The sequence below is a fragment of the Actinacidiphila cocklensis genome (assembly GCF_907177275.1).
Lineage (GTDB): Bacteria > Actinomycetota > Actinomycetes > Streptomycetales > Streptomycetaceae > Actinacidiphila > Actinacidiphila cocklensis.
On record NZ_CAJSLV010000125.1, the window covers coordinates 174,779 to 192,900 of the forward strand.

General features: G+C 72.7%; 15 protein-coding genes and 1 riboswitch. Of the genes, 14 read left to right on the forward strand and 1 reads right to left on the reverse strand.

What is annotated here, in order from left to right; genetic code table 11:
• The first annotated feature begins 58 nt into the window (after positions 1 to 58).
• The 3 genes from NFU81_RS40105 (at position 59) to NFU81_RS40115 (ending at position 4,374) form a co-directional block, all read left to right on the forward strand.
• Positions 59 to 2,116 (forward strand): N-6 DNA methylase, encoded by a 2,058-nt coding sequence (locus tag NFU81_RS40105; RefSeq protein WP_251502185.1) that lies wholly within the window; start codon positions 59 to 61, stop codon positions 2,114 to 2,116.
• A 93-nt stretch (positions 2,117 to 2,209) separates the two neighbouring features.
• Positions 2,210 to 2,839, forward strand: a complete 630-nt coding sequence (locus NFU81_RS40110; protein WP_251502186.1) for a hypothetical protein — start codon at positions 2,210 to 2,212, stop codon at positions 2,837 to 2,839.
• Positions 2,836 to 4,374 (forward strand): serine/threonine-protein kinase, encoded by a 1,539-nt coding sequence (locus tag NFU81_RS40115; protein ID WP_274037032.1) that lies wholly within the window; start codon positions 2,836 to 2,838, stop codon positions 4,372 to 4,374. Before NFU81_RS40110 ends, NFU81_RS40115 begins: the two co-directional genes overlap by 4 nt.
• A gap of 15 nt (positions 4,375 to 4,389) precedes the next feature.
• On the opposite strand, the gene NFU81_RS40120 is transcribed toward NFU81_RS40115, so the two are convergent.
• Complete coding sequence (locus NFU81_RS40120) at positions 4,390 to 5,913, reverse strand: DUF2079 domain-containing protein (protein ID WP_251502188.1); 1,524 nt, start codon at positions 5,911 to 5,913, stop codon at positions 4,390 to 4,392.
• 312 nt (positions 5,914 to 6,225) lie between these two features.
• Here NFU81_RS40120 and NFU81_RS40125 point away from each other — a divergent pair, with 312 nt between their 5' ends.
• From NFU81_RS40125 to NFU81_RS40180, 11 genes are all read left to right on the forward strand, one after another.
• Positions 6,226 to 6,969: an HNH endonuclease family protein gene (locus tag NFU81_RS40125; RefSeq protein ID WP_251502190.1), complete on the forward strand. Its 744-nt coding sequence runs from the start codon at positions 6,226 to 6,228 to the stop codon at positions 6,967 to 6,969.
• Between the two features lie 166 nt (positions 6,970 to 7,135).
• Positions 7,136 to 7,789: a SurA N-terminal domain-containing protein gene (locus tag NFU81_RS40130; protein ID WP_251502192.1), complete on the forward strand. Its 654-nt coding sequence runs from the start codon at positions 7,136 to 7,138 to the stop codon at positions 7,787 to 7,789.
• 34 nt (positions 7,790 to 7,823) lie between these two features.
• Positions 7,824 to 8,861 carry a nucleoside triphosphate pyrophosphohydrolase gene (locus NFU81_RS40135; protein ID WP_251502193.1) on the forward strand — a complete coding sequence of 346 codons (1,038 nt, stop codon included), beginning with the start codon at positions 7,824 to 7,826 and terminating at the stop codon, positions 8,859 to 8,861.
• Between the two features lie 23 nt (positions 8,862 to 8,884).
• Positions 8,885 to 10,174, forward strand: coding sequence for a cytochrome P450 family protein (locus NFU81_RS40140; RefSeq protein ID WP_251502195.1), 1,290 nt, complete (start codon positions 8,885 to 8,887; stop codon positions 10,172 to 10,174).
• 193 nt (positions 10,175 to 10,367) lie between these two features.
• Positions 10,368 to 11,357, forward strand: a complete 990-nt coding sequence (locus NFU81_RS40940) for a transglycosylase family protein (protein WP_274037029.1) — start codon at positions 10,368 to 10,370, stop codon at positions 11,355 to 11,357.
• Positions 11,358 to 11,723: 366 nt separating this feature from the next.
• Positions 11,724 to 11,886: riboswitch (cyclic di-AMP (ydaO/yuaA leader) on the forward strand.
• Between the two features lie 3 nt (positions 11,887 to 11,889).
• Positions 11,890 to 12,558 carry a transglycosylase family protein gene (locus NFU81_RS40155; RefSeq protein WP_251502197.1) on the forward strand — a complete coding sequence of 223 codons (669 nt, stop codon included), beginning with the start codon at positions 11,890 to 11,892 and terminating at the stop codon, positions 12,556 to 12,558.
• 168 nt (positions 12,559 to 12,726) lie between these two features.
• Positions 12,727 to 14,007 (forward strand): phosphopyruvate hydratase, encoded by a 1,281-nt coding sequence (gene eno, locus NFU81_RS40160; protein WP_251502199.1) that lies wholly within the window; start codon positions 12,727 to 12,729, stop codon positions 14,005 to 14,007.
• Between the two features lie 147 nt (positions 14,008 to 14,154).
• Positions 14,155 to 14,712 carry an FtsB family cell division protein gene (locus NFU81_RS40165; RefSeq protein ID WP_251502201.1) on the forward strand — a complete coding sequence of 186 codons (558 nt, stop codon included), beginning with the start codon at positions 14,155 to 14,157 and terminating at the stop codon, positions 14,710 to 14,712.
• Between the two features lie 54 nt (positions 14,713 to 14,766).
• Entirely contained in the window at positions 14,767 to 15,333 is a 567-nt protein-coding gene (locus NFU81_RS40170) for a DUF501 domain-containing protein (protein WP_251502202.1), read from the forward strand.
• Positions 15,330 to 16,304 carry a Ppx/GppA phosphatase family protein gene (locus tag NFU81_RS40175; protein WP_251502204.1) on the forward strand — a complete coding sequence of 325 codons (975 nt, stop codon included), beginning with the start codon at positions 15,330 to 15,332 and terminating at the stop codon, positions 16,302 to 16,304. The genes NFU81_RS40170 and NFU81_RS40175 overlap by 4 nt, the downstream gene beginning before the upstream one ends.
• A 295-nt stretch (positions 16,305 to 16,599) precedes the next feature.
• A complete protein-coding gene (locus NFU81_RS40180) occupies positions 16,600 to 17,985 on the forward strand; it encodes an NAD(P)/FAD-dependent oxidoreductase (RefSeq protein ID WP_251502206.1) in 1,386 nt (461 codons plus the stop codon).
• Positions 17,986 to 18,122: the final 137 nt, after the last annotated feature.

The window sequence follows — 18,122 nt, forward strand, 5'->3', positions numbered from 1 at the left end:
GGTATGCTCGCCAGCACGCGCACAGGCGCCGCGGACGAACCCGGGGAAGGAGAGGACCGTGCCCGAGCACGCGAGTGAGGTGACAGCGGCGGGAATCGCCAGGCTGGCCGGTGTCGGCAGGGCCGCCGTCAGCAACTGGCGCCGGCGCCACGACGACTTCCCCAAGCCCGTCGGCGGGTCCGACACCAGTCCCACCTACGAGCTGACCGCTGTCGAGCGCTGGCTCCAGCAGCAGGGCAAGCTCCCCTCCGTGCCGCTGCGCGAAAGGCTGTGGCAGCGGGCCGACAGCCATCCCGACGGCGTGCCCGCCGCCCTGCGCGTCGCGGGCTCCCTGCTGATGCTCATGCAGGGCGACCCCGCCATATCCGTTAGCTACAGCGCGGCCACCGACGAGGAGTTCGCCGCCCGGCTGCCGGCCGAGATGGAGACGGCCCTGGCCGCACGATTCGGCCCCGAGCACCCGGTGCGGCTCCCCGACAGCCTCGACGACGCCGTACCGCTGCTGCGCACGACCGCGAAGTTCGCCGAGGACACCGGCCCCGCCCAGACCTACGAGTTCCTCTTCGGCCGTTATCTGGACGCCAACCCGCGGCAGTTCACCCTCACTCCGCAGGGGCCGGCCGAGCTGATGGCCGCGCTCGCCGGCGAACGGCCCGGCCGCGTGCTAGACCCCGCCTGCGGCAGCGGGGCACTGCTGCGTGCCTCCTCGGCCACCGGGTCCCTGCACGCGCAGGAGATCGACCCCGAGCTGGCGGCGCTCACCGCGCTGCGGCTCGCGATGGCCACCGACCCGGCCGTCCGGGTCAGGGTCAGGTCGGGGGACAGCCTGCGCGAGGACGCCTACCGCGAGCTGGTCGTCGACACCGTGCTCTGCCACCCGCCCTTCAACGACCGCAACTGGGGCCACGACGAGCTGGGCTACGACCCGCGCTGGGAGTACGGCTTCCCGGCACGCACCGAATCGGAACTGGCCTGGCTGCAGCACTCGCTGGCCCATGTGCGCGACGGCGGCACCGTCGTGATGCTCATGCCGCCCGCAGCCGCGTCCCGGCGCTCCGGCCGCCGGGTCCGCGCCGACCTGCTGCGCCGCGGAGCGCTGCGCGCGGTCGTGGCGCTGCCCGCGGGCGCGGCGCCGCCGCACGGACTTCCGCTCCATCTGTGGGTGCTGCGCAAGCCGGACCCCGACGGGCGGCCCCCGGGCGAACTGCTGGTCTTCGACGCGGCCGGAATACCGGGGCACGGCGCGGAGAGGGCGCCCTGGTACGCCGTCAGCGCGGCGGTCCTCGACGTGTGGGCCGCCTTCGACCGGCACGGGTCGGTGCCCGACCGCCCGGGGGTCAACCGCACGCTGCCGGTCATCGAACTGCTCGACGACGACGTGGACGTGACGCCCGCGCGGCACCTTCCGCCGCCGGCCGCGGAAGGCGGCGCCGCCGCGCTGGAGTCCGTACGGGACCGGCTGGCGATGACCCTGCGGCGCACCGCGGAGACAGCCCCCGCCCCGCCGGCGGCCGGTGAGCCCGCACGCTGGCCCACCACGACGGTGGGCGAACTCGCCAGGGCCGGCGCCCTGCTGATGCGGGCGGGCGGCGGTGGCACCGCCCGGGCCGACGGCTCGGCGGCCGCCCACGCCGTGCTGACCGAGCACGACGTGGTCGTCGGCGGCGAGCCGACGGGACTGCTGCCGCCCGGGCGGCCGGACGGCGGCGTCGAGGAGCCGGTGCTCGTCGAGGAGGGCGACGTGGTGGTGCCGGTCCTCGGCGGCGGCGCGGTGGCCCGGGTGGTGGACGGCGCCTCGGCGGGTGCGGCGCTGGGCCGCAACGTGTACCTGCTGCGGCCGGACACCACCGCACTCGACCCGTGGTTCCTGGCCGGCTTCCTGCGCGGCACCGCCAACAACCGCCAGGCCAGCAGCTTCGCCTCGACGTCCACCCGGCTCGACGTGCGCCGCCTCCAGGTGCCGCGGCTGCCGCTGGCCGACCAGCGGCGGTACGGCGAGCGCTTCCGTACCCTGGCCGCCTTCGAGGAGACGCTGCGTCAGGCGACCCAGCTCGGCGACCAGCTCGTGCAGGGCCTCTACGACGGGCTGACCGACGGCACGGTGCGGCCCGGGTAGTTATCCACAGGCCGTCGCGGAAGCGGCGCCGCCTGTCTGTTGCGGCCGATACGCTCTCGACTAGCCATCCGCTTCGACGACCAGGAGCACCAGATGTACGGCCCCGGCATCGCCCCGCCGCAGCCCCGCCCCGCCGGTCGCGCGGGCGTGATCTGGCTGCGCGTGCTCTTCACCGCCCTGCCGGTGCTGTCGCTCGGCTTCCTCGCCTGGGGTTCACTGCTGCGGCTGGCCATCGTGCGGCGGAACCCGCTGGACTGGGCGCTGATGGTCCTGGACATCGTCACGATCATCGTCGGCTACACCCTGGTCGGGATGGCCCACGACAACACCGACAGCTGGCAGTCCAACGCGGGAACGCTGACCGTGCTGGTGTGCATGTTCGGGACCCCCGCCTACTACCTGGTCATGGACATCAGGCGCAAGGACACCCCGCCGGCCGGGTACGCGATGCCGACCGGCTACCCGCCGAATCCGTACGCGACGGGCTACGGCCCGATGCCCGGGCCGGTGCACCCGGGCCCTGCGCACGGCGGGATACCCCGGCCCGCGCCCATGCAGACCCGGCCGCCGATGCCCTCGCAGACCCCGATGCCGACACCCGTACCCACGCCCATGCCCGCGCAGACCTCGGCGCCGGCCCAGCCGCCGGTGCAGCGGATGGACCAGGTGCGGGCGGAGCTGGACGAGTTGAGCGACTACCTCCGCAAGGAGGAGGGCCGGTGATCGGTCGGCTCATCGCCGGCCGGTACGAACTGGCCACCGTCATCGGCCAGGGCGGCATGGGTCAGGTGTGGACGGCGTACGACCGGCGGCTGGACCGTCGGGTCGCGGTGAAGCTGCTGCGGCCCGACAAGGTCGCCGGCGGGGACGAGGCCGGCGAGCTGCGCCAGCGGTTCGAGCGGGAGTGCCGGGTGACCGCCCAGGTCGACCACCCGGGCCTGGTGACCGTCCATGACGCGGGGGCGGACGGCGACGAGCTCTATCTGGTGATGCAGTACGTGGAGGGCGCCGACCTCGGCGACCATCTCGCCGAGCACGAGCCGTATCCGTGGACGTGGGCCGTGGCGGTGGCCGCGCAGCTGTGCGCGGTGCTGTCCGCGGTCCACGCGGTGCCGATCGTCCACCGCGACCTCAAGCCGCGCAATGTGATGATCCGTCCGGACGGCACGCTCACCGTGCTCGACCTCGGGGTCGCGTCCGTGATGGACACCGACACGACCCGGCTGACCCACACCGGTTCGCCGATCGGCAGCCCGGCGTACATGGCGCCGGAGCAGGCGATGGGCGGCGCGGTCGGCCCCCGCACGGACCTGTACGCGCTCGGGATACTGCTGCACGAACTGCTCAGCGGCAACGTGCCGTTCGCGGGCACCACCGCGCTGGGGGTGCTGCACCGTCATCTGTACGAGGCCCCCGTGCCACTGCGCCAACTGCGTCCCGAGGTGCCGGAGCCGTTGGAGTCCCTGGTGCTGCGGCTGCTCGCCAAGGACCCGCAGCACCGTCCCGCCGGCGCGCAGGACGTCTACCGCGAACTGGCCGCGCTGCTGCCGCCGCCGGGGTCCGCCCACCGGGCGCCAGGACCGCTCGACCCGACGCGGCCCTTCCTGCGGCCGCAGGCGCCCTGGCCCGACCAGGCCGCGGCACCGGCCCCCGCCGTGCCCGCGCCGCCGCCTCCGCCGCCGGCGCACGCGCCGAAGGGGGCAGACCTGGCGATGGCCGTCGACGAGGTCAAGCGGCTGCTCGACGCGGGCCGGATCACCCAGGCCGTCGACCTGCTCGGCGGCATCATCCCGGCCGCGGCCGAGAAGCACGGCGAGCACTCCCCGGTCCTGCGCGCCCTGCGCAAGCAGTATGCGGCGACGCTGATGGAGGACGGGCAGTACCGCAGGGCGCTACCCGAACTGCGGCGGCTGTCGGACGAGTTCGCCTCGCAGTACGGCGGCGCCGACCGCCAGGCGCTGCAGTTCCGCTACGAGGCGGCGCAGTGCCTGGAGCACCTCGGCGAGCCCAGGGCCGCGCTTGCCGAATACCGGGTCCTGCTCCCGTACTTCGAGCAGTACGCCGTCACCAGCCCCGGCACACCGCTGGACATCCGCCGCAGGACCGCCCATCTGCTGCTGTCCATCGGCGACCGGGCCGCAGCGCGCGACGTCCTGACCCGGCTCCTCTACGACGCGGGCCGTGTGCACGGCCCGCACCACCCCTTCCCCGCCGAGATCCGCAGGACGCTCGCCTGGCTCGGCCAGGTCCAGGGGTAGCCGCGGGCGGCGGGGTCACTCGCGGCGCAGCACCAGGTAGCCGCCGGCGTCGGCGACCAGCGAGTAGCGGGCCTCGGGGTGCAGTTGCAGGGCGTAGCCGGCCGGGTCCTGCAGCCACCCGGAGCGGTTCTCGAAGGCCAGGTAGTCCGGCGCCAGGCCGCCGGTCTGGCCGACCCAGTAGACGGTGGTCCGCCGCACGAGGCGGCTGAGCGGGCCGACGTTCGCCTCCACCGTCGCCCCGTCGGGGATCTCGGCGAGCGCCTTCTTGGCCGCCCGGGTGGGACCGTCGACCCGGTAGGCGTCCCGGTGGGTCAGCCCGGCCACCGGAAGCTGGGTGCACAGGGCGAGGGCGGCGCCCAGCATCATGGCCGGCAGCGCGCGGACCCACGAGCGCAGCCACGCCGGCCCCCGGCGGCCGCGTCCCGGGGCGCCGATCACGGCGGCGCAGTCCACCGCCGCGAGGAAGACCACCGGCATCAGGACGGCGTTGTAGTGCCAGGCGGTGCCCCAGTTCTCCGGGTAGTACGACAGGAAGCGCCAGCCCAGCGTCGGCAGCACGACGAGCAGCAGCGGCGAGCGCAGCGCGAGCAGCCCGCCGGCCGGCAGCAGGATCCACAGCACCGTGCGCAGCGCGGTGGCCGGCGGGACGTGGGAGGTGAGCGTTCCGTCGCCGTTGATGTGGTTCAGCGCGTCGTAGCCGGGGCCGTGGAAGGCCGGGATGAGCCAGCTGACCTCCCAGGCCGACGCGACGGCGCCGAAGGCGGCGAGGCCGAGCGCCCAGGTGCGTACGTAGCCGCCGCCTTTCGTGCCGCGCACCGTGTCGTGCCCGGCCCGCAGCCACACCACCGCGCCGATCATCACGATCGCCGCGCCCATGTCCTCCTTGACCAGCACCAGGGAAACCGCCCACCCCATCGCCGTCCGCCAGCGCCGCCGCAGTACCGCGGCCAGCGAGAACGCCAGCAGCGGCACGGCGAAGGCGATCTCGTGGAAGTCGAAGTCGACCGCGCGCTGCACACCCCAGGACAGCCCGTACGCGGCCCCGACCGCCAGCCCGCGGCCGCGGCCGAGCAGCCGCGCCGCGGCGCCCGTCACGGGCACGACCGAGAGCGCGAACAGCAGTGCCTGCGCCACCAGCAGCGTCGCGGACGTGGGGAAGAGCCGGTAGAGGGGCGCGATCAGCGCGATGATCGGGCTGAAGTGGTCGCCGAGCACGTCGAAGCCCGGCCCCTTCAGATCGGCGACGGGGGCGTGCAGATGGGCGTAGCCGCGTACGGCCTGCTCGAAGATGCCCAGGTCCCAGGACATCGTCTCCATCCGGCGGTAACGCGACAGCGAAAGCGCCGCGTAGAGGGCGAGGAAGCCCGTGGCGAGCAGCCACGGGTCGAGGCGGGCCGGCAGGCGCCACCGCCGGCCGGCCGCCGCAACGGGTGCCGTGGTGGCCGCCGCCGGGTGGACCCGCACGGGCGGGGCAATGTCCCGCGGCCCGGACTCCTGGGCCGGCAGTACGGCCTCCGCACTGTCCCTGTCACCGTCCATGCGCGGGTCCTCCCTTCGCGTCGGCCGCCCCGCGATACGCCACGGACCGACCGTTTCGCCCCGGTTCGGGGCGTTAACAGCTTGACGACGACTCAGGCGGGTCCCGACCGCGGCACGCCGGGATTGGTCCGGTCGCCGCAGCCGGCGGCAGGCGTGCCGAGGTGGGGGCCGTAGTCTCCGCCGTTGGGGGAAGGAAACTGACGAACCGTTCTTCCGCTCGTCGTACCGGTCGCCGCACCCGGCCGGCCCGACCCGCACCAGTACCGACCCGGCCAGGACCCGGGACACCCGTACGACCCTTGAGAGGCACAGATGGCGCAGTTGGCGCACAAGAACACCGGGACCGCCCGCACCCTGGTCTGCGCGGCGGCCCTCGCCGTCGCCCTGGGCGGCTCCCTGGCGGGCTGCAAGGACCCGACAGTCGGCGCGGGCACCAGCAGCGCCACGCCCCCCGGCGCGGGCGCTCCCAGCGGCAAGGTCGGCGCAAAGGGCAGCGCCCTTGCCGCGGTCGACGCACTGACGGTGAAGGGCCGGGCGCCGAAGACCGGTTACTCGCGGGACCGCTTCGGCCCCGCATGGGCGGACACCGACCACAACCACTGCGACACGCGCGACGACATACTCAAGCGCGACCTGCGCAAGACGTCCTACCGCGACGGCGCCAAGAAGTGCATCGTCACCTCGGGCGTCCTCGCCGACCCATACACCGGCACGCAGATCACTTACACCCGCGGCGCCAGCAAGGTCGACATCGACCACGCCGTCGCCCTGTCCGACGCCTGGCAGAAGGGCGCGGCGCAGTGGACTGACGACAAGCGCGAGGACTTCGCGAACGACCCGCTCAACCTGCTCGCCGTCGACTCCTCCACCAACCGCCGCAAGAGCGACGGCGACACCTCGACCTGGCTGCCGCCGAACTCCGCCTTCCGCTGCCACTATGTGGCGCGACAGGTGGCGGTGAAGAAGAAGTACAGCGTGTGGGTGACCTCGGCGGAGCGCGACGCGATGCGCAAGGTGCTCAACGGCTGCCCCTCGGAGCCGCTGCCGGCCGGCTGATCCCCCGTCCGCAGAACCCCCGGTACATCGCGCCGGGACGCAGCCGCGCGGCAGCTGTGCGGATCCTGTTGGCCGTAGTGCTGGATATCGGCGGCCCTGGATCAATATCCTCGTGCTCGATCATCACATCAGCATCGTGAGGCTTGTTCCCTGCCGGGAGGCACCCATGGTCCGCCGCCGCACCGCCGTCTCGATCGCCGCAGCCGCGCTGCTGCTGGCATCGCCCGCCCTCACCGCGTGCGGGTCGGGACCGGCGCAGCCAGGTGCCGCGGCCGTGGTCGGAGGCCAGCGGATCACCGTGTCCTCGCTCCAGGACAAGGTCAACGAGGTACGGGCGGCGCAGGCCGCCTCCCCGCAGGCCGCCCAACTGGTCTCGGCGAGCGGCAAGCTGTCGGCCCAGACGCTGAGCATGCTGGTGCAGAACACCGTCATCGAACGGGCCGCCTCCGACGCCGGGGTGACGGTCAGCGACAGCGAGGTGGAGCAGCAGAAGGCGGCCGCGCTGCAGCAGTTCGGCGGTAGCGAGCAGGCGCTGGACGCGGCCCTGCTGCAGCAGTACGACATCGTGCCGTCCGGCGCCGACAGCTTCTTCCGCACCAACGCGCTTGTCGGCAAGCTGATCATGAGCCTGGGCTTCCAGCCGGGCAGCGACGGCGGGCAGACCGCGATCGTCAACGCGATCTCCAAGACCGCGGACAAGCTGGGCGTGAAGATCAACCCGCGCTACGGCGTCTGGGACTCGAAGAAGGCGATCATCGGCGCCGCCACCGACCCGTGGGTTGTCACCAGGACCCCGAGCGCGGTCGCGCCGGCGGCGTGACGCGCCTGTCGGACCCTCGCGGTACGTTCGAGGTGTGAACGATCTCGACGACACCGCGGACGGCCCCGGCCGGCTGATCCTGCTCACCACCAGCCACCGGGTCGCGCCCGGCCAGCTGTCCTGGCCGGCCTGGCAGACGCTGCGCGAAGCCGACCTGGTGCTGTGCGCGGACCCCGGCCACCCGCAGCTTTCGTTCCTGCGGGAGGCCGGCGTCGCCGTCGACGTGGCGGCGCCCACCGGCCGGGAGCTGGCCGAGGCGACGGCCGGCGGCCGCACGGTGGTGTATCTGCCCGCGGGCGGCGGCGAGGGCGACCGGGCGGTCACCGACGAGCTGGCCAGGCTCGGCGGCTCGGGGCGGGTCGCGATGCCCGACCTGGAACTGCTGCCGGGGTCGTACGACCTGCCGGGCGCGCGGCTGCTCGACCTGGTGCAGGTGATGGACCGGATCAGGGCCGAGTGCCCGTGGAGCAGCCTGCGCACCCACGAGGACCTGGCGAAGTACGGCATCGAGGAGATGTACGAGCTGGTCGAGGCGATCGAGGAGGGCGACCGGGAGGCGGTGCGCGAGGAGTTGGGGGACGTCCTGCTCCAGGTGGTCTTCCACGCGGTGATCGCCGAGGACGACCCGGACGAGCCGTTCGGGATCGACGACGTGGCCGCGGGGCTGGTCGCCAAGCTGGTCCACCGGCACCCGCACATCTTCGGCGACGAGGTGGCGGAGACCCCCGAGCAGGTGCGGGCGAACTGGATACGGCTCAAGGGCGTCGAGAAGTCCCGCGACTCGGTCACCGACGGCATCCCGATGGCGTCCCCCGCGCTGGCGCTCGCCGCCAAGCTGGCCGGCCGCGCGAGAGACGCGGGGCTGCCGCTGCCGGTCACCCCGCCCGCCCCGCTCTACGACGACGAGGCGGCGCTGGGCGACCACCTGCTGGCCGAGGCCGCCGCGGCCCAGTCGGCGGGCATCGACCCCGAGGCGGCGCTGCGGCACGCGGCACGCCGCTACCGCGCGGCCATACGCGAGGCGGAGGTCGGGGCCGGGGAGGCGGACGGGCACGACGAGCCGGAGCGGTAGGCCGGTTCACGTACCGTCGGGGGATGACCGACCGCGCCGCCATGCCCGAGCTGTTCACCTGGGAGTTCGCCACCGACCCCTACCCGGCCTACGCCTGGCTGCGCGAGCACGCCCCGGTGCACCGCACGACGCTGCCCAGTGGCGTCGAGGCCTGGCTCGTCACCCGGTACGCGGACGCCCGGGAGGCGCTGGCGGACCCGCGGCTGAGCAAGAATCCGGTGCATCACGCGGAGTCGCCCGGCGCGCGGGGGAAGACCGGCATCCCGGGGGAGCGCAGCGCCGACCTGATGACGCATCTGCTCAACATCGACCCGCCCGACCACACCAGGCTGCGCCGCCTGGTGTCCAAGGCGTTCACCCCGCGCCGGGTCGCCCTCTTCGGGCCGCGGGTGCAGCAGCTGACGGACCGTTTCGTGGACGGCTTCGCGGCCCGCGGCGAGGCGGACCTGATCCACGAGTTCGCCTTCCCGCTGCCGATCTACGCGATCTGCGACCTGCTGGGGGTGCCGGCCGAGGACCAGGACGACTTCAGGGACTGGGCCGGGATGATGATCCGGCACGGCGGCGGTCCGCGCGGCGGCGTGGCGCGCTCGGTCAAGCGGATGCGCGCGTATCTGGTCGAGCTGATCCACCGCAAGCGCGCGGAACTGGCCGCGAGCCCCGCCGGGGATGCGGACGACGGCGCGCCCGACGACCTGATCTCCGGCCTGATCAGGGCGAGCGACCACGGCGAGCACCTGACCGAGAACGAGGCCGCCGCCATGGCCTTCATCCTGCTCTTCGCCGGCTTCGAGACGACGGTCAACCTGATCGGCAACGGCATGCACACCCTGCTGACCCATCCAGGACCGCGTGCCGAACTGCAGGCCTCCCTGGCCCGCGGCGAGAGCGCCCTGCTGGAGACCGCCGTCGAGGAACTGCTCCGCCACGACGGCCCGGTGGAGCTGGCGACCTGGCGCTACGCGACGACGCAGCTGGCCATCGGCGGGCAGCCGATCACGGCGGGCGACCCGGTCCTGGTGGTTCTTGCCGCCGCCGACCGCGATCCCGCGCGTTTCACCGCGCCCGACGCCGTATACCTCGCAAGGGCCGACAATCCGCATCTGGGATACGGACACGGCATCCACTACTGCCTCGGCGCCCCGCTGGCCCGGCTGGAGGCCAGGACCGCGCTGGCGACACTGCTCACCCGGCTGCCGGACCTGCGGCTCGCCGCCGATCCCGCCGACCTGCGCTGGCGCGGCGGCCTGATCATGCGCGGGCTGCGGACCCTGCCGGTGGCCTTCACGCCCGAGGCGGCGCACCTGAACTGACGAGACGTCAGGGCCGTGACCCCGACGTGACGAGCGCTACATCGACTTGTGATCCCCAGGCCAACACCGCTACGTTCTGCGGTCAACGCGAGGCACGCACGGCTCGCGGGACGCGCCGCTCCCCACGGTGCGCGGCACTTGCCGGTGACGGCGGGCCGCGCGGGCGCGTAAGGCTGTGAAGAAAGGCGACCGCATGCTCTCGTCAGGGAACGGCAGGCACCGACGCCCCCGCCAGGCCCCCGCGGCCATGGTGACGGTCGCGGCGACCGGCGCAGGCCTCGCGCTGCCACTGCTGGGCGCGGGTGCCGCGCACGCCGGGGACGCCGGCCCCTGGGACAAGGTCGCGATGTGCGAGACCGGCGGCCTGTGGAACGCGAACACCCACAACGGCTTCTTCGGCGGACTCGCCATCACCGAGGACACCTGGCGCCAGTACGGCGGCACGGTCTACGCACCGCTGCCCGACCTGGCCTCCAGGGCGCAGCAGATAGCCGTGGCCGAGAAGATCCTCGCCGACCTCGGACCCGACGCCTGGCCGGGCTGCGAGCCGGGCAGGGCGGTGGCGAAGGACACCGGGAAGCCGGACGCGGACCCCGGCAGTACCGCCACCGCCACACCGGCGCCGACCACTCCTGCGGACACCGGCGCACCCGCAGCCACCCCGACGCCCACGCCCACCGACCCCACGGCCACGCCCGCCCCCACCGACCCCACGGCGCCGACGACCGCGCCGCCGGCTTCCGGTACGCCGACCGCCCCCCCGACGGGCACGGCGACGCCCACCCCTGCCGACCCCGGCACGCCCACTGGCAGCACCGCTCCCGCCATCCCGGCGGCCCCGACGACCCCCAGCACCCCCGCCGAGGGCAGCGGCCGCCACGCACGCCCGTACAGCCCCACCGACGAGGCGCTGGCGGCGGCCGACCGGGCGACCCGTACCGAAACCACCGGGCTCACCGCGAAAGCCCCGGATGCCAACGACCAAGGCAACACCGGCAATACGGACACGAGCGCCGTTACGGACCCGGGTACGTACAAGGTGGACTCGGGTGACTCGCTGTCCGGGATCGCGGCCGATCTTGACGTCACGGGCGGCTGGCACCGCCTCTACGACGCCAACCAGCAAGTGATCGGCGACAATCCAAACCTCATCAAACCTGGACAGATCCTCGACCTCGGCTGAGCCGCGGCCGCCGGAACGGCGAACAGCCGTGCCACGCACGCCCGGTGACAAATCGGGCGTAGGGTATTTCCCGGCCGCGCGGCGATGTGACAAGGCTCTCCCCGAAGCTGTGACCGGCCGCTCGCTCCCTGCTGAAATGCGGCCGTCCGACCTGCGGGTTCTCCCACTCCCCGAATCGCGGACGGCAGTTGGCGCCCGAAACGCGAGTGTTTGTTCAACGGGGTCCGGTGTGCTTAACGTCTAAGCGCTCGCCACAGCGGGCCCCGCCGGAGCGGAACGCCGAGTCCTGCCGCCGCGCCCGACGGGCACAGTCGACGCGAAAGCGCCGCAGGCAGGAGCGGGGGACCCACGGTCTTCCGCCGGACCAGAGGCATTACGCCGCGCAGCACGGACAGCACGCCGCTGCGAGGAGTACGCCACCGGTCCGGCTCGGGGTGAAGCCGGGCATCCGCGTCCGTATCGCGGTGCCGGCCGGGCAACTCACGTCCGAACCCGACAGCTGACCTCGTAGGCGTCGGTGAGGGACACACATATGGGTAAGCACCGTCGTGCCTCGAAGATGGTCCGATTCGCCACGTTTGCCGGTGTTGCCGGTACCGCCATCGCCGTACCGCTGATCGGCGCCACGTCCTCCTCGGCCGCTTCCGTGGCCACCTGGGACGCCGTCGCCCAGTGCGAGTCCGGTGGCAACTGGTCGATCAACACCGGCAACGGCTACTACGGCGGCCTGCAGTTCTCGCAGTCCAGCTGGGAAGCGGCCGGCGGCCTGCAGTACGCCTCCCGCGCCGACCTGGCCACCAAGGACCAGCAGATCGCGATAGCCGAGAAGCTGCTCGCCCTGCAGGGTCCGGGCGCCTGGTCCTGCGCGGCGGCCGGCGGCCTGACCGCGGGCGGCCCGGCTCCCGAAATCAACCCGGGCGGCTCCTCCTCGGCAAGCACCTCCACGCCGGCCAAGGCCGCCACCCCGGCGAAGAGCACCCCGGCCAAGAGCACCGCCAAGCCGGCCAAGCACTCCGCCTCCGACTGGCAGCGGCACACCGGCCGCAAGGGCGACTACACCGTCGTCTCCGGCGACACCCTGTCGGGCATCGCCAAGAGCCACCACGTGGCGGGCGGCTGGCACAAGCTCTTCGAGCTCAACAAGGACAGCGTCAAGGACGCCAACCTGATCTACCCGGGCCAGCACCTGCACCTCGGCTGACCGCCCGGCGGAAACCTCACCGACCGGTCGGATACGCGGCACGCCCCCGGGCGCCGCGTGCCCGGCCGGTTTTCCGTCTCAGGGGCCGGGCCGGGAACCGGTACGGGCGCCCGAGGCGGTTAGGCTCGTCCCGGAAAAGACGAGAAGACATCATCTGAAGGAGACAACGTGCCGTCCATCGACGTCGTCGTAGCCCGGGAAATCCTCGACTCGCGAGGCAACCCCACCGTCGAGGTCGAGGTCGGCCTCGATGACGGCAGCACGGGCCGCGCCGCAGTTCCGTCCGGCGCTTCCACCGGCGCCTTCGAGGCCCTCGAACTCCGCGACGGCGACAAGAACCGCTACCAGGGCAAGGGCGTCGAGAAGGCCGTCCTCGCCGTCATCGAGCAGATCGGCCCGGAGCTGGTCGGCTACGACGCCACCGAGCAGCGGCTGATCGACCAGGCGATGTTCGACCTGGACGCCACCCCCGACAAGTCCTCGCTCGGCGCCAACGCCATCCTCGGCGTGTCGCTCGCGGTCGCGCACGCCGCCTCCGAGGCCTCCGACCTCCCGCTGTTCCGCTACCTCGGCGGCCCGAACGCGCACGTGCTGCCGGTCCCGATGATGAACATCCTCAACGGCGGGTCGCACGCCGACTCCAACGTCGACATCCAGGAGTTCATGATCGCGCCGATCGGTGCGGAGTCCTTCTCCGAGGCGCTGCGCTGGGGCGCCGAGGTCTACCACACCCTCAAGGGCGTGCTCAAGACCCGCGGCCTGTCCACGGGTCTGGGCGACGAGGGTGGTTTCGCGCCGAATCTCGGCTCCAACCGCGACGCGCTCGACCTGATCATCGAGGCGATCAAGCAGGCCGGCTACACCCCCGGCCAGGACATCGCGCTCGCCCTGGACGTGGCCGCCTCCGAGTTCTACAAGGACGGCAAGTACGAGTTCGAGGGCAAGCAGCGTTCGGCCGCGGAGATGACCGAGTACTACGAGGAACTGGTCGGCGCCTACCCGCTGGTCTCCATCGAGGACCCGCTGTTCGAGGACGACTGGTCCGGCTGGAAGGTGCTGACCGACAAGCTCGGCGGCAAGGTGCAGATCGTCGGCGACGACCTCTTCGTCACCAACCCGGAGCGCCTGCAGAAGGGCATCGACAACGCCACGGCCAACGCGCTGCTGGTGAAGGTCAACCAGATCGGCTCGCTGACCGAGACCCTGGACGCGGTCGAGCTGGCCCAGCGCAACGGCTACAAGTGCATGATGTCGCACCGCTCCGGCGAGACCGAGGACGTCACCATCGCCGACCTGGCCGTCGCCACCAACTGCGGCCAGATCAAGACCGGCGCCCCGGCCCGCTCCGAGCGTGTCGCCAAGTACAACCAGCTGCTGCGCATCGAGGAGATCCTCGACGACGCGGCCGTTTACGCCGGCCGCAGCGCCTTCCCGCGCTTCAAGGGCTGACACAGCAGGGCGGTCCGCGGCACCGCCGGCAACCGCAGGGGGCCGCCTGCGCGTCCGTACGTCCCCGCACCCGGTTCTGTACCGCGGGCGGGGACGTACCGGCGTACGGACAGGCGGGGCAGTATGTTCGTTCCGTGGGACGCACGTATGTCCCGTGGAACGTACGAGGGGAGCGACGGCGTGGGGTCCGACCGGTTCTCCACCGCGGCCAGGCTCAAGGCCATTGGGCAGGAGGCGCACGCACGGGTCTACCGTGCCGCCGCCTCCCGGCGCCCGGCCCGCCGCAACAAGCTCACCGGGCGGGCCGCGCTGCTCGCGCTGGTGCTCTGCTCGCTGGTGATCGCCCTCGCCTATCCGATGCGGCAGTACATTGCGCAGCGCGCCGACATCGCCGACCAGCGCCGCGAGGCGCAGCAGGCCCGGCAGAAGGTCGACGAGCTGCGCGAGCAGAAGGCCCGCTGGCAGGACCCCGAGTACGTCCGTACCCAGGCCCGCCGGCAGCTGCACTACGTGATGCCCGGTGAGGACGGCTACTCAGTGGCACGTGCCACGCCGACCGCCGGCACGTCGGGCGCGGCGCACAAGAGCGCGGGCAGCCCGGGGGACAGCAGCGGGCAGGCGGAGGCGGCAGCCCACCGCCCCTGGTACGCGAACCTGTGGGACGGCCTGGACCATGCCGACGCCGCCGCACCGCCACGGCGCTGACGCCCGGGCCGGCCATGAGACGGCCGGAGACGGCCACGAGACACAGAACGGCACATGAACCCCTCCCAGCACCCTTCCGCCCCCGCCACCCCCGCGGACGCCGCCGCCGTCAAGGCGCAGCTCGGCCGCCCGCCGCGGGGCCTGCGCGCGGTCGCGCACCGCTGCCCCTGCGGCAATCCCGACGTGGTCGAGACCCAGCCCCGGCTGGAGGACGGCACGCCCTTCCCGACGCTGTACTACCTGACGTGTCCGCGGGCCGCCTCGGCGATCGGCACGCTGGAGGCCGACGGGGTGATGAAGGACATGACCGCGCGCCTGGCCGAGGACCCGGAACTGGCCGTGGCCTACCGCGCCGCCCACGAGGACTACATCGCCCGCCGGGACGCCATCGACGTGCTCGACGGCTTCCCCAGCGCGGGCGGCATGCCCGACCGGGTGAAGTGCCTGCACGTGCTGGTCGGCCACGCCCTGGCCGCCGGTCCCGGCGTCAACCCGCTGGGCGACGAGGCGCTGGCGATGCTGCCCGACTGGTGGGCCAAGGGGCCGTGCGTGCCGCTGCAGCAGGACGCCGCGGGCGCCGGCGGGAGCGCAGGGTCCGGCCCGGCGGAGGAGACCTCATGACGACCCGGGTCGCCGCGATCGACTGCGGCACCAACTCGATCAGGCTGCTGGTCGCCGACGTTGACCCGGCGACCGGCAGCCTGAAGGACCTGGACCGGCGGATGCGGATCGTCCGGCTCGGCCAGGGCGTGGACCGCACCGGACGGCTGGCGCCCGAGGCGTTGGAGCGCACCTTCGCGGCCTGCCGCGAATACGCCGAGGTGATCAGGGAGTACGGCGTCCCGGCGTCCCGGGTCCGCTTCGTGGCCACGTCCGCGTCGCGCGACGCGGAGAACCGCGACGACTTCGTGCGCGGCGTGGTGGACCTGCTGGGCGTCGAGCCGGTGGTGATCACCGGCGACCAGGAGGCGGCGCTGTCCTTCACCGGCGCCACCCGTGAACTGACCGGCGAGCACGGTCTGCTGACGCCGTATCTGGTGGTCGACATCGGCGGCGGGTCCACCGAGTTCGTGCTCGGCTCCGACACGGTGACGGCGGCGCGGTCGGTCGACGTCGGCTGCGTCAGGATGACGGAGCGTCACATCGTGCGGGACGACGGGCCGGTGGACCCGCCGACGCCGGAGATCGTCGCCGCGATGACCGCCGACATCGACGCGGCCCTTGCCGAGGCGTCGGAAACCGTGGCGATGGACCGCGCCCGCACACTCGTCGGCCTGGCCGGCTCGGTCACCACGGTCGCCGCCGTCGCGCTGGGCCTGACCGCGTACGACCCCGTGGCAATTCACCACGCCCGGATCAGCCTCGCCCAGGTCAGAGCCGTCACCGAGCGGCTTTTGGCGGCCACCCATGCCGAGCGCGCGGCCGTCCCGGTCATCCACGAGGGGCGGGTCGACGTGATCGGCGCGGGCGCCCTGGTGCTGCTGCGGATCATGGAGCGGACCGGTGCGGAGGAGGTCGTGGTGAGCGAGCACGACATCCTCGACGGCATCGCCTTCGCTGCGGCCGACGGGTCCGCGGAAAAAGCTTTGTGAAACTCTTCACATGAAGTTCCCGCTCTGCGGCCCATTTTTCCCAGGCTTGGTCCCGACGGGACCCGCAGAATCCTTGGCCGTGCTGTGTTTCAGCGGTGTGACGGGGACCCCGCCGCCCGTTGAACGCCGTACGATCCGCGCTGCTCAGCGCCCGGTGCAAGGGTGCCGGGCGCTGCGTGACGGATACGGTTCACGTCGTGCCTGGTCGCGAAACCGCGCAGGGTAGCACAGGGTGTCCAGACCCTTGTGAAGGGGCTCACGAGGTACCCCCCTGAGGGTGCTGGATACTCGATGCATGAGCACCACGGAGCGTCCACGGATCCTCGTAGTAGGCGGCGGTTACGTCGGCCTGTACGCGGCGCGTCGCATCATGAAGAAGATGCGGTACGGCGAGGCGACCGTCACGGTCGTCGACCCGCGCTCGTACATGACGTACCAGCCCTTCCTTCCCGAGACGGCAGCAGGCAGCATCTCCCCGCGTCACGTCGTCGTCCCGCTGCGGCGTGTGCTGCCCGGGGCCGAGGTGCTGACCGGGCGGGTCGTCGACATCGACCAGGACCGCAAGGTCGCCACGGTCGAGCCGCTGGTCGGCGAGTCCTATCAGCTTCCCTTCGACTACCTGGTGATGGCGCTCGGCGCGGTCTCCCGGACCTTCCCGATCCCCGGCCTGGCCGAGAACGGCATCGGCATGAAGGGTGTCGAGGAGGCGATCGGCCTGCGCAACCACGTGCTGGAGCAGCTGGACAAGGCCGACTCCACGACCGACGAGGACATCCGCCGCAAGGCGCTGACCTTCGTCTTCGTCGGCGGTGGCTTCGCGGGTGCGGAGACCATCGGCGAGGTCGAGGACATGGCGCGGGACGCCGCCAAGTACTACCCGAACGTGAAGCGCGAGGACATGCGCTTCATCCTGGTCGACGCCGCGGACAAGATCCTTCCCGAGGTCGGCCCGCAGCTGGGCAAGTGGGGCCTGGAGCACCTCCAGGAGCGCGGTATCGAGGTCTACCTCAGCACCTCGATGAAGTCCTGCGTGGACAAGCACGTGGTGCTCGCCAACGGCCTGGAGGTCGACGCCTCCACCATCGTGTGGACCGCGGGCGTCAAGCCGAACCCGGCGCTGGCGAAGTTCGGCCTGCCGCTCGGCCCGCGCGGCCACGTGGACACCGCCCCGACGCTGCAGGTGCGCGGCACCGACTACATCTGGGCCGCGGGCGACAACGCCCAGATCCCCGACCTCGCCGCGGGCGAGGGCGCCTGGTGCCCGCCGAACGCCCAGCACGCGCTGCGCCAGGCCAAGGTGCTCGGCGACAACGTGATCTCCGGGCTCCGCGGCTTCCCGCAGCAGGAGTACAAGCACGCGAACAAGGGCGCGGTCGCCGGGCTCGGCCTGCACAAGGGCGTCGCGATGATCGTGGTCGGCAAGGCCAGGATCAAGGTCAAGGGCCGGCTCGCCTGGTACATGCACCGCGGCTACCACGGTATGGCGGTGCCGACCTGGAACCGCAAGATCCGGGTCTTCGCGGACTGGACCCTGGGGATGTTCCTCAAGCGCGAGGTCGTCTCGCTCGGCGCCATCGAGAACCCCCGCGAGGAGTTCTACGAGGCCGCCCGCCCGGCGCCGGCTCCGGCCGTCGTCCAGCAGCCGAAGGCCGCCGAGACCGAGAAGGCCGGCGCGGCCTGATGCCGCGGGCGGCACGCGCCGCCCCCTGTACGACGCCGTAAGGGCGCCCGCCATCCGTGGTGCGGGCGCCCTTACGGCGTTCCGGCGCCGGGAGGCAACCGCCGTCCGGGCGAAGTGCGTGTATCCGCAACGTAGAT

Coding starts and splice junctions, on each gene's coding strand:
- NFU81_RS40170 (WP_251502202.1), top strand. CDS start 14,767: ATGAACCCCTCCCAGCACCCTTCCGCCCCCGCCACCCCCGCGGACGCC.
- NFU81_RS40175 (WP_251502204.1), top strand. CDS start 15,330: ATGACGACCCGGGTCGCCGCGATCGACTGCGGCACCAACTCGATCAGG.
- NFU81_RS40110 (WP_251502186.1), top strand. CDS start 2,210: ATGTACGGCCCCGGCATCGCCCCGCCGCAGCCCCGCCCCGCCGGTCGC.
- NFU81_RS40130 (WP_251502192.1), top strand. CDS start 7,136: ATGGTCCGCCGCCGCACCGCCGTCTCGATCGCCGCAGCCGCGCTGCTG.
- NFU81_RS40125 (WP_251502190.1), top strand. CDS start 6,226: ATGGCGCAGTTGGCGCACAAGAACACCGGGACCGCCCGCACCCTGGTC.
- NFU81_RS40155 (WP_251502197.1), top strand. CDS start 11,890: ATGGGTAAGCACCGTCGTGCCTCGAAGATGGTCCGATTCGCCACGTTT.
- NFU81_RS40180 (WP_251502206.1), top strand. CDS start 16,600: ATGAGCACCACGGAGCGTCCACGGATCCTCGTAGTAGGCGGCGGTTAC.
- NFU81_RS40165 (WP_251502201.1), top strand. CDS start 14,155: ATGTCCCGTGGAACGTACGAGGGGAGCGACGGCGTGGGGTCCGACCGG.
- NFU81_RS40120 (WP_251502188.1), bottom strand. CDS start 5,913: ATGGACGGTGACAGGGACAGTGCGGAGGCCGTACTGCCGGCCCAGGAG.
- NFU81_RS40140 (WP_251502195.1), top strand. CDS start 8,885: ATGACCGACCGCGCCGCCATGCCCGAGCTGTTCACCTGGGAGTTCGCC.
- NFU81_RS40940 (WP_274037029.1), top strand. CDS start 10,368: ATGCTCTCGTCAGGGAACGGCAGGCACCGACGCCCCCGCCAGGCCCCC.